The 14261-nt window shown below is 70.3% G+C and carries 7 protein-coding genes and 2 pseudogenes; 5 read left to right on the forward strand and 4 right to left on the reverse strand.

Translation table 11 applies throughout. The annotated features are described in order from the left end of the window. Positions 1 to 999 precede the first annotated feature (999 nt). The 3 genes from PV796_RS01760 to PV796_RS01770 form a co-directional block, all read right to left on the reverse strand. Positions 1000 to 1395 carry a hypothetical protein gene (locus tag PV796_RS01760; protein ID WP_274910981.1) on the reverse strand — a complete coding sequence of 132 codons (396 nt, stop codon included), beginning with the start codon at positions 1393 to 1395 and terminating at the stop codon, positions 1000 to 1002. Positions 1396 to 1574: 179 nt separating this feature from the next. Continuing rightward, entirely contained in the window at positions 1575 to 1799 is a 225-nt protein-coding gene (locus PV796_RS01765) for a hypothetical protein (RefSeq protein WP_274910982.1), read from the reverse strand. Between the two features lie 331 nt (positions 1800 to 2130). Continuing rightward, a complete protein-coding gene (locus PV796_RS01770; RefSeq protein WP_274910983.1) occupies positions 2131 to 2913 on the reverse strand; it encodes an aminotransferase class IV family protein in 783 nt (260 codons plus the stop codon). A 1760-nt stretch (positions 2914 to 4673) separates the two neighbouring features. Here PV796_RS01770 and PV796_RS01775 point away from each other — a divergent pair. Continuing rightward, positions 4674 to 5456, forward strand: a complete 783-nt coding sequence (locus PV796_RS01775) for an AfsR/SARP family transcriptional regulator (RefSeq protein WP_274910984.1) — start codon at positions 4674 to 4676, stop codon at positions 5454 to 5456. Between the two features lie 55 nt (positions 5457 to 5511). On the opposite strand, the gene PV796_RS01780 is transcribed toward PV796_RS01775, so the two are convergent. Further along, positions 5512 to 7029, reverse strand: a complete 1518-nt coding sequence (locus PV796_RS01780) for an AMP-binding protein (protein ID WP_274910985.1) — start codon at positions 7027 to 7029, stop codon at positions 5512 to 5514. A gap of 310 nt (positions 7030 to 7339) precedes the next feature. Here PV796_RS01780 and PV796_RS01785 point away from each other — a divergent pair, with 310 nt between their 5' ends. The 4 genes and pseudogenes from PV796_RS01785 to PV796_RS42205 all read left to right on the forward strand — a co-directional run bounded on the left by PV796_RS01785 (position 7340) and on the right by PV796_RS42205 (position 14236). Beyond that, positions 7340 to 8356: a 4-aminobenzoate N-oxygenase gene (locus PV796_RS01785; protein WP_342456874.1), complete on the forward strand. Its 1017-nt coding sequence runs from the start codon at positions 7340 to 7342 to the stop codon at positions 8354 to 8356. 405 nt (positions 8357 to 8761) lie between these two features. Then, positions 8762 to 12913: pseudogene (locus PV796_RS01790) on the forward strand (type I polyketide synthase); the annotation flags it as partial. A gap of 78 nt (positions 12914 to 12991) precedes the next feature. After that, positions 12992 to 13501: pseudogene (locus PV796_RS42200) on the forward strand (SDR family NAD(P)-dependent oxidoreductase); the annotation flags it as partial. Positions 13502 to 13561: 60 nt separating this feature from the next. Continuing rightward, positions 13562 to 14236 (forward strand): beta-ketoacyl reductase, encoded by a 675-nt coding sequence (locus PV796_RS42205; protein ID WP_446750666.1) that lies wholly within the window; start codon positions 13562 to 13564, stop codon positions 14234 to 14236. Positions 14237 to 14261 lie beyond the last annotated feature (25 nt).

Raw genomic sequence — 14261 nt, forward strand, 5'->3', positions numbered from 1 at the left:
CCGACACCGAACGGCACGACATCATCAGCGGAGCGGATTCGGCAACCCACCGCGCACCGCGCCAAACTGACCTCCCGTCACGACACTCGGCACTGGGATCAAACCGCAGGTCAACGCGCCCTTCCTCGTGGCCGCTCGGCCGCCTCAAACACCGCAAGCCCGGGAAGTACCGCGACGTACCGCTCCCAGCATGGATCAGGCAGACCATCGAGCGGTACGTCGAGCAGCACGGCACTCACAACGGCTACCTGTTCCGACACCCGGAGGATCCCAGCCGGACCTTCCCCCACTACTACTTCTCGAACCAGCGAAAGAAGTTCAAAAAATGCCGGCACCGTGGATATTCCGGAGAGGATGGTTCTCCACTGGCTCCGCCGCTTCTTCGCATCGAAGTGCCTGACCAACGGGATCCCCATCACCAACGTCACAGAGTGGATGTGCCACAGGTGCCTCGACGTCACTTTCCATATCTACCGACACTCCTTCGTGGTCCCGTGGCCAAGATGGACGAGGGTGGCTGGGAACCGGTCGACGAACACCAGCCGGCGCGGCGTACCGGCGCCGATCACCCACTGTGACGCGGCGTCGCTTGGGCCCCAACGGGCGTGTCCTGGCGACGAGTTCGCTGTTCAGCTCCACTGACAGACCGGTGAACCTCGGACACGCGCAGATTCCGGTGATCTCGGAGCTGCGATGATTTGTGTTCACCGGGGTATCTGTGCTTGGTGCGACGCCTGGGGCTCATGCGATACATCAGTGTGGACCGGCTTGTACACCATCCCGGCAGTGGGGAGCGACGGTTCATCCCAGCGTCTCGTACAGTGCACGGCCGTCTTTGCTCGCTGCGAGAACGCCCACCGTTGCGCCCTGTGCCGTCGTGGCGTTCGCCAGCGTGCGCCCTCGTTTCAACATGGTGCACCAGAGCCACAGTGAGCGTTTAACCATCTGATGCATCGTCAAAGTTGACAGTGCCCAACAGGGGCGCCGCTCGCGGCGGGATCAGGGAGTGGCGGTGCAGACGACGGGCTTGTCGGGGGCCGACGTGTTCTCGACGAGGACCTTCTCGCCGTCGAGGAGGATGCGACAGCCTGCGGTGCCGCCCGGCGGCGGGGTAACGGTGACCTTGGCCTCCTTGCCGTCAAAAACGGTGACCTCCTTCGACCACGGTGCCTGGACGGCCGGGAGGGTGTGCTCCTTGACGGAGCGGTCCTCTCCCGGGTAGCGACCCCGGGTCTCCTGGAAGGTGATCGAGATTGGCTGGTTGCCGGTTGAGGATGCCTCGTAGGTGATGGCCCACATCTTGCCGAGCACGTTTCCCCTCTGGATCAGCATGACCGCCGTCACGACCGCGGCAAGCCCGAGGGCCGCACCGATCACCTTGCCGAAGGAACTCAAGCAACCACCTATGCAACTCATGAAGCCAGCATGGAAGACAACAGCACCCCCATGCGTCGCCCCTCGGACCTATCTACGCATACCTCTCAGGTCGTACAGGTTGCGGATGAAACAGGGAATGCCAGGCACAGACCCCGTTCCCCTCAGCCGTGCGTCACGACCTCCTGTCGCCCGGCGTCTCATGGCTTTGCTTGTTGAGAACGACGGCGGACGTCGTTGGCCTGCAGCCCAGCATGTACGGAGCCGTTACTCGTGTGCGCGCCGAAGCCGATGGTCGTGCGGTAGCGGTCGAAGGGATGGTCGGAGATCGTGCCGTTTTCCAGGCTGGCCTTGGTCGTCTTGGTGGAGATCCCTTCACGGGCCTTGAGGTTCAGGCAGCCCCGGATTGGCGATGAGGTCTCCACGGTGATGAGGGCGCGCGGAACGATCTCTCCAACGGGCGCTGGAGTGCCTTTCGCACGTCCACCGCGACGGCCTGCATGGAGGTGGCCGCGTCGGTCCGACTGACGTGCCGGCCGAGGACCGGTTTGAAGGTCGGGCGCTCCTCGACGTTGGCCGGCCGGTCGCGGCCGGTGGCGGGCCGTCACGCTTTCTCAGCGAACTCCATCAGGCTCATGCGGACAGCTTCGCGTGGCGCTTGACTTCTCCTGCCGTCCGCTGGGGCACGAGTGGTACGGCCGTCCACTTCGGTGCGGCCGGCGGCCCTTGTGAGACCCCCAATCGCCATTGCTTCGGTTACAGATGCTCGCCCGGAAGGGCGCTGTACACCTTCCGAAGCTTTTCCAGAACCGGATCATTCGTTGCGAACTCGGTGGCGTCGATGGCGTTGATCGCGCGAACGCCGACAGAGGTGTTCGTGGCGAAAGCGGCCCGCATGCGGGGAAGTTCCTTGAGGGTGACCGGAGCGGTGACGGTCTGTTCGTGAGCCTCCTGGAGCAACTGCATGGTGATGCCAGGGAGAACAGGGGCGTCGGGCCAGACCACGGTTCCGGTCTCGTCCACGAAGCCCAAGTTCCAGGTCGCTCCCTCGGACACCCGCTCATCGGTCTCCACGAAGACGGCGTCGTCGAAGCCGGCTGCCTGTGCTTCGCGGCGCAGCTTCAACTGTCCGAACAGCCCGACGTGTTTCACCAGGGCCGTGTCCCGACTGAACGTGAACGTCCTTGCCCTCAGCGGCGGGGGAGGCATTGCGCCTGTTGGCCTGGAGGTCACCAGGATCTGCGGATGCGCGTCGGCACCGGGATGTCCCACTTCCAGGGCGGGGTCGAAGACGGTCACCCGGACGGTGAACGACCCAGTGCGTTCTCGGGTGGCCTGACGGACGTAGCTTAGGACCAGCTCGGGGTCGAGGTCCGTTCCGAACACCACTCGGCAGTCACGGACAAGCCGCTCCATGTGGAGAGTCAGCCCGCGGACGGTGCCGTCGTCGCAGCGCACCGAGGTGAAGTGCCCGTAGTTCGTGAGCGCCAGGGTCTGGAGCTCTTCGAGCGAAACCGGTCTTCCGTTGAGTTCGATCACGCACCCAAGTCTGGCATCGAATTGGGGCATAAAGTCCCGACGAGAGAAGAAAGTTCGGAAAAGTTCAATACCAGGGCGATGGGAGGTCGTACTCCACAACGCCTTCGCGACGGCGCTTCAGGCATGGCGCAGCACCCATCGGCCGCCCTCCCAGGCACGTGCCGTCAAGCAGGAAACGGGGAGCATGGATCCCGGAAATGGTTGCACTCCTGGATCACCGCCCACGACGCCCAGTTCAAGAGGTTGGGCGAGGTCATGGCATGGGCTCGCTCCTCGGTGCTCCTCAGCGAGCCCGCTGTCCGCTCGGCGAATGTCACCGCCAAGCAGTCGGCATCAAGGCACTTGAACCTGCGTACCAGCAACGTGATCGCGGCAGGCAACCCACCCAACGGAGCGTCTACCAATCACCGTTCGTACCGGCCGTGCACGCGGGTTGGACTGCCACCGCGGTGTGGATAGCGTGCCGACGGCGCACGAGAACGCACTTGCAGAGCAACACCCCTCGCCCCGCTGGTCATCCGCGCTCGACGGCACAACCTCCTGCCGCACACCGAACACCGGCCTCCCATCGCCTGGACATGTGCCTGAGGCGGCTGGCGTCAAGGTCGAAGTCAGGACACTGTACCGAGCCGGGCGGTTGGTTGGGGAAAGTCCGACGCACCCTGGGCTGCCATGGGACGACCACCGCGGACCGACCGACCAATTACAGCCAACGCAACGGCGAGATCCAGCCGCCTTGTTCAACACCAAGGCCGATCCCCGATCCCGCAAATGGCTCAAATTCGCTTAACGTGCTGGCAGTTCTGCCGCGCAACCCGAGGCGCCGGACTCCCCCAAGTTCGACGGGAGCCCGAGGTCAGCGCAGCATTCGAGGTGCGTAAAGTGCCGAAAGTCCCTACTGCGGCAAACTTGGCTCACAGTAGGCGATTCGATCCGCTTTGGGTGCCACCAAATTGTGCCAATGGGCGCTGGACGGGCCGATTGTGGCGTGTAAGCATCCCCACGTGATCTACAAATGGCCCATATGTAACGTATTGGTAGGGCCGGTCCATGGTCGTTCCCTCGTACCAGTGATGACCCACCCGCTCAAACCGGAGGTAGGCAAGCCCGGATGGAACCCTGCGGGTCCGCGCGCCCGAGGCTGTCACGGGCCCTTCGCGCCCGCGCGTCCAGCGGCTCTCGTTGTTCCTGACTCCTCGTGCTCCTCCATCAGTTGGAGCCCGGTTCAGCCGACCGGCCCGCACCGCGCCACGCCCGGGGGTACTGCGTCCGAGGTCACGCTCGGCCGGGTGCGCCGATTGTCGGAAGCGCCCGCTCCGAAAGCCTCCCGCCCGGAAGGGTTACGGCTGTCCGCGCGGCTCGCTCCCGGCACCCGTTGCGGCCCCGCGGCGCCCACCTCCGGAGGTCGTGCCAGAAGTGGGGCGGGCGGCGGGTGTCGCCCGGGCCGTGGCTCCGGGGCGGTGATCCGGGTGGCTCCGTCGACGCGCGCGACGCCGTGACCCGCCCGTTGCGGCGCCGGCTCCCGTCATCCTGAAGTGTCACCCCGTGCCGCGCGGTCCGCCTGCGAACCGGACCGCCTCCCCTCTCATGCCGAACGGCGAAGACCACACGCCCCGGCGGAATTCCACTGTCCGGCCCGGTGGGAACCGCGCCCTCGACGAGAGGTCACTGTCCTTGGAGGGGAGCCCGTGGTTAATGCCAACCCATGTTGCGAGAGAGAGCGTGGCCTTGTGAACGCCGTTATGAACCCGCCATCCGGCATGTCCTTCAACATCCTGGGGCCGGTTGCGGTGTCGTCCACCGTCGGCCCGCTCCCGTTGGGGCCGGCCCGCCAACGCGCCGTGCTGTCGGCGCTGTTGCTGGTCCCGGGGCAGGTGGTGGGGTCCGAGCGCCTCGCCGAGGCCATATGGCCGACCGGCCCTCCCGGTAACGCGGTCGCCAGTCTCCACAGCTACGTCTCGCACCTCCGCCGTCAGTTGGAGCCGAACTGCCCGCCGTGGGGGCGGAACAGGATCCTGCGGCGGGAGTCACAGGGGTACCTCATTGCCGTCGAGGCGGACCGGGTGGACGCCCGGCGCTTCGAGTCCCTCCTGTGCGAGGGACGGCAACTGCTCCGGGAGGGGAACTACCCGGAGGCCAGCCGGGTACTCAGGGCGTCCCTGGAGCTGTGGCGGGGGTCGCCCTACGCCGAGCTCGGGGACTACGAGCCCGCCGTGTGCGAGGCGGCACGGCTGGAGGAACTGCGCCTGGCGACGCTGGAGGTCCTCTGGGAGGCCGAGCTGGCCTGGGGGCAGGACTACGTCACCGCCATCGCCGAACTGGCCGCGCTGAGCACGCGGTTCCCGGCCCGCGAGCGGCTGGGGTGGCTGCTGATGGTTGCCCTGTGCGAGGTGGACCGGCAGGCGGAGGCGGTGGCGGTCTACAACCGGATCCGACGGGCGCTCGCCCAGGAACTGGGAGTGGACCCGGGACGGGAACTCCGGTCACTGTTCGCCCGGATCCTCCGTGACGAACCCGTAGGACGGGACTGCCTGCGACGCTGATGGCTGTCGGGGACGCTGCAACCGCCCCGGCGAGCCTTCGGCGGCATCCCGTCGTTCAGTGGATCCGTCGGTGGTGGCCGGCCCAGAACGGCTCCCTGAGCCGGCCCTTCTGGACCTTTCCGTTGCTGGTGCGCGGCAGGGCGTCCCGGAACTCCACGGATGTGGGCGCCTTGTAGCGGGCCAGCCGCTGTTTGCAGTGGGAGATGATCTCCTCCTCGGTGGGGCGGCCCCCCTCGGCGAGCACGACCAGTGCCTTGACGGTCTCGCCCCACCGTCGGTCCGGCACGCCGATGACGGCCGCCCCGGCGATGGAAGGGTGGCTGAGTAGGCAGTCCTCGACCTCCACCGAGGACACGCTCTCCCCGCCGGTGACGATGACGTCCTTCACCCGGTCGAAGAGAACGAGGTGCCCCTCGTCGTCGAAGGCCCCCACATCACCGGTGCGCAACCAACCGTCCTCCAGCGCCGCCGAGTTCGCCCCCGCGTCCTGCCAGTAGCTGTCCAGCACCATGTTGGAGCGCGCCAGCACCTCGCCCTGGGGACCGGTCCGCAGCCGCACACCCAGCGCGGGGGCGCCGGCCCGGGTCAGCCCGCCGTCCCCCTCGGCACCCGGCAGCCGCCGGTTGAAGGTGAGCAGCGTCGTCTCGGTCAGGCCGTAGACCTGGAGGAACTCCCATCCCAGTTCGTTCTCCACCTGGGAGACCAGCTGTTCGCTGACGGGCGCACCCGCGCAGACCACGCGCACCCGGCCGCGCCCGGGGATCTCGCCCGGCCATTCCCGGGCTGCTTCGATCACCGCGTTCCACACGGCGGGGGCGCCGAACGCCAGGGTCACGCCGTGCTCTTGGACCCGGCGCAGGATCTCCGCGCCGTCGATCCGGCGCAGCAGCACCTGCTTGGCGCCCAGCCCGGCGAGGAGGAACGGCACGCCCCAACCGTTGCAGTGGAAGGTGGGCAGGGTGTGGAGGTAGACGTCCCCTTCCCAGATGCGGGCGTGGACGCCGAAGGTCATGGCGTTGAGCCAGATGCTGCGGTGGGTCAGTGCGACGCCCTTGGGGCAGGAGGAGGTGCCCGAGGTGTAGTTGAGGGTCGCGACCGCGTTCTCGTCGGGCCGTGACCAGGGGCGCGGCTCGACATCGAACCGCATGACCTCCCGCTCCGTCTGCTCGCCGAGGACGAACCGCTTCGCCCCGTCGACCGTGTCGAGGGCGGCGCTCACGTCGGGGTCGACGAACACCACCGAGGCGTCGCACTGGCGCAGGATGTGGGAGATCTCCTGCGGTGTCAGCCGGTAGTTGACCGGTACGCAGACCCGTCCACTGGCCGTGACCGCGTAGAGCAGTTCCAGCAGCCGGGCCGAATTGGGGCTGACGACCGCGACGCGCTCGCCCTCGCTGATCCCCAGCGCGTCCAGGCCGGCCTGCCAGGCCCGTATGCGCCGCAGCAGGCCGCCGTAGGCGGTCGTGGGCACGGGAGCAGCCGGCTGGAGCGGCTCGTCGATAAGGGCGGTGCGGTTGGCGGCGGTTGCCTCGGCTCGGTCGAGGAAATCAGCCGTGGTGAGGGGTACGTGCATGAGGTGTCCTCCGACGGAAGTACCGGGAGAGAGGCGAGGAGAGGCGGGGCGGTTCACGCCCGTGCGCGGCGGACGTCCGGTCGTCCAAGGCCGCGCCATCGCTTCAGGCACCCATAGTGGCAGTCCCGATCGCGTACCAGAAGCCCTGGCCCTCCTGCGCCAAGTTATGTCCAAGAAAGCATCAAGAGCGGTCGGCAACGATGCAATCAACCGCGGGCCGTCCACTCACCGAGATCTGCCTCGGACGTGCCGGGGACAGCTGGTCCCCACCGGCCCGCGGTGGTGCACGGGCACGAGATCGGGAGAAACGATGCGAGACAGGGAGCCGGGCTTGGTGACCACCTGGGCCGCCCGGGGGTGGGTCGAGGAGGAGGGCATCGGCAGCGCGACCCTGCGCCGCCTGGTGCAGACCTGGCCACGACGGGCCGCGGTGACGAACAAAGCCGAACTCCTGGAGGAGACGGCCGACTACGACGCACTGGTCCCCGACTACCCGCTGGAGATCGTGCCGTTCGCCGAGCACCCTCTCTTCCGCGCAGCCTCGCCGGAACGAAGGCAGCGGGTGCTGACGGGCATGTGGATCGGCTACAACGAGCGCGTCATCGCCACCGAACAGCTCATCGCGGAACCCGCCTTCGACCTGGTGATGCACGGCGTCTTCCCGGGGAGCGACGATCCCCGCATACGCAAGAGCGTGCAGCAGGCGGTCGTGGACGAAAGCTTCCACACCTATATGCACATGCTCGCCATCGACCGCACCCGGGAGCTGCGCCGCATCCACGAACGGCCCGCACAGCCGGAGCTCATCACCTACCGCCGGCTGCGCCAGGTCCTGGCGGGGATGCCGGAGCAGTGGGAACGCGACGTCGCCGTCCTGGTCTGGGGCGCGGTCGCCGAGACCTGCATCAACGCCCTGCTCGCCCTGCTGGCCCGGGACACCACGATCCAGCCCCTGCACTCCCTGATCACCACTCTGCACCTGCGGGACGAGACCGCGCACGGCTCGATCGTCGTCGAGGTCGTCAAGGAGTTGTACGCCCGGATGAACCCCGAGCAGCAGCGGGCCCTGGTGCGGTGCCTGCCGCTGGCTCTGGCGGCCTTCGCCGAACAGGACCTCGCCACGCTGCGGATGGAGCTGGAGGCGGCGGGCATCCGTGGCACCGAGGAGATCCTCGGGGACCTGCGGTCGACGACCGGCGGCAACCGGCTCGTCCGCGACTTCTCCGGTGCCCACAAGATGGTCGAACAACTCGGAGTGACCGACGAGGTCGACTTCGACTTCCCGGAGCGGCCCGACTGGTCGCCCCACGTGGGCGCCCACCGCTGACACCGGACTCCGGCGCACCTGACGGCCCGCGGTGCACGACGGTGAACAACCAGCCTGCGCAGTGCAGAACACGACGACCGGCCGCCTCACCCTGCCAGGAAGGAAGCGATGATGGAACTGCACGAGGGAAGCGACCGGCTGCGGCAGCGGCTGGCGGCTGCTCGGGACCGGGAGCGACACCGTCTGCTGCTGGGCCTGATCCGTACCCACGCCTCCGCCGCCATCGACGGGAACGGCCCGCTGCGGCTGGACCCCGCTCGGGCCTTCGGCGAACAGGGCATCCGCGGACGGGCCGCCGCGCGGCTGCGTGAGCTGCTCGGCGAGGCGACGGGCCTCGTCCTCCCCGCCACCGTCGTCTTCGACTACCCGACCCCGCAGGCGCTGGCCGAGCACGTCGGCGCCCTGCTGCTCGGCGCCGACGGTGCCCCTGGGGCCACCGTCGGTCCGGGAGTCGCGGGGGGCGACGAGCCGATCGCGATCGTGGGCATGGGCTGCCGGCTGCCCGGTGGCGTCAGCTCCCCGGACGGCCTCTGGGAGTTGGTGCGCACCGAGACGGACGCCATCTCCGAGTTCCCCACAGACCGCGGCTGGAACGTCGAGTACGACCCGGACCCCGACCGCATCGGCACCACGGTCACCCGGCACGCCGGATTCCTCTACGACGCCCCGGACTTCGACGCGGACTTCTTCTCGATCAGCCCCGGTGAGGCGGTCACCATCGACCCCCAGCACCGGCTTCTGCTGGAGACGACCTGGGAGGCCATTGAGGGGGCCCGGCTCGACCCGACCTCGCTGCACGGCAGCCGGACCGGGGTGTTCGTCGGCCTGATGTACAGCGAGTACGGCGCCCGGATCCGGCAGGTGCCACCGAGCGCCGAGGGCTACCGCGTGGTGGGCAGCATGCCCAGCGTCGCCTCAGGCCGCCTCTCCTACGCCTTCGGTTTCGAGGGCCCCGCGGTCACCGTGGACACTGCCTGCTCGTCCTCCCTGGTGGCGATGCATCTGGCGGCCGAGTCGCTGCGCAGAGGGGAGTGCTCGCTTGCCGTGGCTGGCGGCGTCACCGTGATGTCCACGCCCTGGGGCTACGTTGAGTTCAGCCGTCAACGCGGCCTCGCGCCCGACGGGCGAGCCCGCTCGTTCTCCGCCGACGCGGGCGGCAGTAGCTGGTCCGAGGGCGTGGGAGTGCTGGTCCTGGAACGGCTCTCCGACGCGCGGCGCAACGGACACCGCATCCTAGCCGTCGTCCGCGGCTCCGCCGTCAACCAGGACGGCGCGTCCAACGGTCTGACGGCGCCCAACGGCCCGGCACAGCAGCGGGTGATCCGCCAGGCACTGGCCGGCGCCGGACTGACGACGACCGATGTGGACGTCGTGGACGCGCACGGCGCCGGCACCCGGCTCGGGGACCCGATCGAGGCCCAGGCCCTCCTCGCCACCTACGGCCAGGGCCGGTCCGCCGAACAGCCACTGTGGCTGGGGTCGTTGAAGTCCAACATCGGCCACACCCAAGCCGCCGCCGGCGTCTCCGGCGTGATCAAGATGGTGATGGCACTCCGCAACGGGGTGCTACCGCGCAGCCTCCACATCAGCGAGCCGACCCCCGTCGTCGACTGGTCCTCCGGCACCGTGCGACTGCTCACCGAGGCCCGGGCCTGGCCCGAGACCGGCCGCCCGCGCCGGGCCGGCGTCTCCTCGTTCGGCGTGGGCGGCACCAACGCCCATGTCATCCTGGAACAGCCCGAGTTCGAGCCCGAGGCGCCGCGCGCGACCGCCCCGTCGCCCGACGAGGACGGCGTCGCCGCCCGGCCGCTGCCCTGGTTGCTCTCCGGCCGCGGCGAGGCCGGCCTGCGGGCCCAGGCCCGGCGCGTCCGGGAGTTCCTGACGGCCCACCCCGAGGTGCCCGACGCGGATGCCGCCCACTCGCTGGCGGCCTCGCGGGCCGCCCTGCCGGACCGGGCCGTCGTGGTGGCCGCGGACCGCACCGAGGCACTCGCCCGCCTGGCTGCCCTCGCCGACGGTCAGGAGTCCGCGGGCACCGCCCTGGGCACCGCCGCCAACCGCGACGGCCTTGTCTTCGTCTTCCCCGGTCAGGGCTCCCAGTGGCCCGGCATGGCCGCCGAACTCATGGGCACCTCCCGGGTGTTCCGCGAGTCGATCGAGGCGTGCGACAAGGCTCTCGCTTCCCACACGGACTGGTCGCTCACCGAGGTGCTGTGCGGCAGGTCCGGCGCGCCCACCCTGGAACGCGTCGACGTCGTACAGCCCGCGCTGTTCGCGGTGATGGTCTCCCTCGCCGCGGTATGGCGATCGTTCGGCGTGGAACCCACCGCCGTCGTCGGGCACTCGCAGGGCGAGATCGCCGCCGCCCACGTCGCCGGTGCCCTCTCGCTGGAGGACGCGGCCCGCATCGTGGCCCTTCGCAGCCGGGCCCTGCGGGTGCTGTCCGGGCGGGGCGGCATGGTCTCCGTCACCGCCCCCGTCGACCGGGTGCTCCACGAACTGGCGCGCCGGCCCGACTCGGTGTCGGTCGCCGCCGTCAACGGACCACGGTCCGTGGTGATCTCGGGCGCCCCCGCGGCGTTGGACGAAACCATCGGGGCATTCACCGCCGACGGCATACGCGCCAAGCGGATCCCCGTGGACTACGCCTCGCACTCTCCGCAGGTCGAAGAGATCCGCAAGACCCTGCTGGAGGCCCTGGCCGGCGTCGAACCGCAGCGGACGGCGGTGCCCTTCTACTCCACGGTGTGCGCCGAGCCCATCGACACCACCACCCTGAACACCGAGTACTGGATCACCAACCTGCGCGAGACCGTCCAGTTCGACCGCACCGTCCGCCGGCTGATCGCCGACGGTCACACCGGCTTCGCCGAGATGAGCCCGCACCCGGTGCTGACCGTCGGTGTTCAGGAGACGGCCGACGACGCGGCCGCCGACGGCGTCCTGACCCTCGACTCGCTGCGGCGCAACGAGGGCGGCCCGGCGCGGCTGCTGGCCGCGGTCGGCGAGGCCCATGCCCACGGCGTCGCCGTCGACTGGTCACCTGCCTTCGAGCACGCCGACCCCCGCCTGGTGGACCTGCCGACCTACGCCTTCCAGCGGCGCCGCTACTGGCTGGAGGACGATGCCGCGCCGCAGACGGACGTGATGGCGGCCGGCCTGGACGGGGCGGACCACCCCCTGCTTGGCGCCGCGATCCCGCTCGCGGACGGCAGCGGCACCACCCTGTACACCGGCACACTCTCGGCCGCGGCCCACCCCTGGCTCGCCGACCACGGCGTCGCCGACGTCCTCGTGGTGCCCGGCACCGCGCTCGTCGAACTGGCCCTGCACGCCGGCGCGCAGGCCGACTGCGAACTGCTGGAGGAGTTGGTCCTCCAAGCCCCGCTCCTCCTGCCCGAACAGGGCACCGTCCGCCTCCAGCTAGCCCTTGGCGGACCGGACGGTACCGGCCGCCGCACCGTCACCCTCTACTCCCGTGCGGGCGACGCCGGCGCCGACGAGCCCTGGACCCGGCACGCCGAAGGCACCCTCGCCCCCGGCAACGGGCACGGCGAGAGCCTCCCCCAACCATGGCCTCCGGCCGGCGCCGAGGAGGTCGAACTCGACGACTGTTACCGGCAGTTGGCCAAGAGCGGGCTCCACTACGGGCCCGCCTTCCAGGGCCTCAGCCGCTGCTGGCGCCTCGACGGGGACGCCTACGTCGAGGTCGGGCTCCCCGAGGACGGCGGCGATGCCAGCCACTACGGGCTGCACCCCGCACTGTTCGACGCGGCGCTGCATGCCGCGGCGTTCACCGGTCTCTCCGGCACGGCCCCGGACGACGGCGTGACCCTGCTTCCGTTCTCCTGGAACGGTGTTGCCTTGCACGCCACAGGGGCCGACCGACTGCGCGCCCGGATCCGGTCCACCGGACCCGACTCGCTGTCACTCACCGCCACGGACCCCACCGGCCGCCCCGTCGCCACCGTGGCGTCCCTCGGGATGCGCCCGGTGACCGCCGAGGCCCTGCACCGGACCGCCGCCTCGGCCGGCGCCTCGCTGCTCCACCTGGAATGGCGTCCCGCCACCCGGTCCGAACCCCGCGTCCCCGACACCCGGCGCTGGGCCTGGACCGGCCCTGAGGACCCCGCGACCGCCACCGACCACGAGCACCACGCCGACCTCGCGGCCCTGCGCGCCGCCCTGGACACCGGCGCTCCCGCGCCCGATGTCGTCGTCCTCGCCCAGCCGGCCGTCGCGGTGGAGTCCGACCCGGCCACCGCCGCGCACCAGGCCGTCCACCGCGTCCTGGCCGCAGTTCAGGACTGGCTGGCCGACGACCGGCTCGCCGCCTCCCGCCTCGTTGTCCTCACCCGTGGCGCCGTCGCGACCGCGCCCGGCGCCGCGCCCGACCCCGCCGGCGCCGCCGTGTGGGGGCTGGTGGCCTCGGCCCAGTCCGAGAACCCCGACCGCATCACCCTGGTCGACCTCGACGCCCACGCCGCCTCCGCCGCCGTGCTCCCGGCCGCCGTGCACAGCGACGACGCCCGGACCGCGGTGCGCGAGGGCACCCTCCTGGTACCGCACCTGGCCCGGACCACCACCCCGGCGTCCACCGGCGAACCACTCTGGCGCACCGACGGAACGGTCCTGGTGACCGGTGGACTCGGCGTTCTTGGCCGGATGACCATCCGTCACCTGGTCTCCTCCCACGGGATCCGGCGCGTCATGGTCGTCTCCCGCTCCGGGGCCGCGACCGACGGGGCCGCCGGGTTCGTGGACGAACTAAGCGCGCAGGGAGCCGAGTTGCACCTGGTGGCCGGTGACGCCGCCGACCGCGGCGTCCTGGAGCGGGCCCTTGCCTCGATCCCGACCGACCAGCCCCTGACGGCCGTGGTACACCTCGCCGGCACCCTCGACGACGGCGTCCTCACCTCACTGACCTCCGAGCGCGCCGACCACGTGCTCCGTCCCAAGGTGGACGCGGCCTGGCACCTGCACGAGCTCGTCAGCGACCCGGACGTGGCGTTCGTGGCCTTCTCGTCCCTGTCGAGCGTGCTCGGGCCCGCCGGCCAGGGCAGCTACGCGGCGGCCAACGCCTTCGTGGACGCCCTGGTCACCCGCCGCCGCTCCGCCGGGCTGTCCGGCCTCGCGCTGGGCTGGGGCCTGTGGGAATCCCGATCGGGGCTGACCGGCGACCTGGGCGAGGCGGACGTACGGCGGATGGCCCGCTCCGGCGTCCGGCCGCTCTCCGACGATCAGGGACTCGCCCTGCTCGACCTCGCCCGCGCCACCGACGCCCCCGTGCTCTTCCCCCTTCACTTGGACACCGTGGCCCTCGGCAGCGGCGACGCCGACGTCCCGCCCTTGCTGCGCGGACTCGCCCGCACCCCGGTGCGCCGCGCCGCCGCCCGCGCCACTGCCCCGGAAGTCGCCGCCGGTGACTCCTTGGCCGAGCGCCTGGCCGGCGCCCCGGAGGCCGCACAGGACACCCATCTGCTGACGCTGGTCCGCACCCATGTCGCCGCAGTCCTCGGCTACGACGACCCGCGCACCGTCGGCGAACGCCGCGCCTTCGCGGACATCGGCTTCGACTCGCTGCGCGCCCTCCAACTGCGCAACCGACTCAACGGCGCCACGGGACTGCGCCTGCCGCCCACCCTGGTCTTCGACCACCCCACCCCCGTCGCGCTCGGCCGGCACCTGCGCACCTTGCTGGTACCCGACGCGCCGGCGGCGGGGAACACCCGCGACGGTGCCACAACGTCCAAGCCGCACGCGGTCGTTCCTGATCCCGCACCGGCTACGGGCGGGGGCGGCGAGGCGATCGAGCAGCTCCGCTCGGCGGCCTCCCTGGAGGAAGTCTTCGACTTCATCGACGACCAGCTCGGCCAGTAGCCCGGTCCCGCTCGAATCCCGCTGG

It is taken from the genome of Streptomyces sp. WZ-12 (assembly GCF_028898845.1).
GTDB lineage: Bacteria > Actinomycetota > Actinomycetes > Streptomycetales > Streptomycetaceae > Streptomyces.

What these genes read in the sequence shown, in the direction of transcription:
- PV796_RS01775 (WP_274910984.1), top strand. Translation starts at nt 4,674, where the DNA reads ATGTCCTTCAACATCCTGGGGCCGGTTGCGGTGTCGTCCACCGTCGGC.
- PV796_RS01780 (WP_274910985.1), bottom strand. Translation starts at nt 7,029, where the DNA reads ATGCACGTACCCCTCACCACGGCTGATTTCCTCGACCGAGCCGAGGCA.
- PV796_RS01785 (WP_342456874.1), top strand. Translation starts at nt 7,340, where the DNA reads ATGCGAGACAGGGAGCCGGGCTTGGTGACCACCTGGGCCGCCCGGGGG.
- PV796_RS42205 (WP_446750666.1), top strand. Translation starts at nt 13,562, where the DNA reads ATGGCCCGCTCCGGCGTCCGGCCGCTCTCCGACGATCAGGGACTCGCC.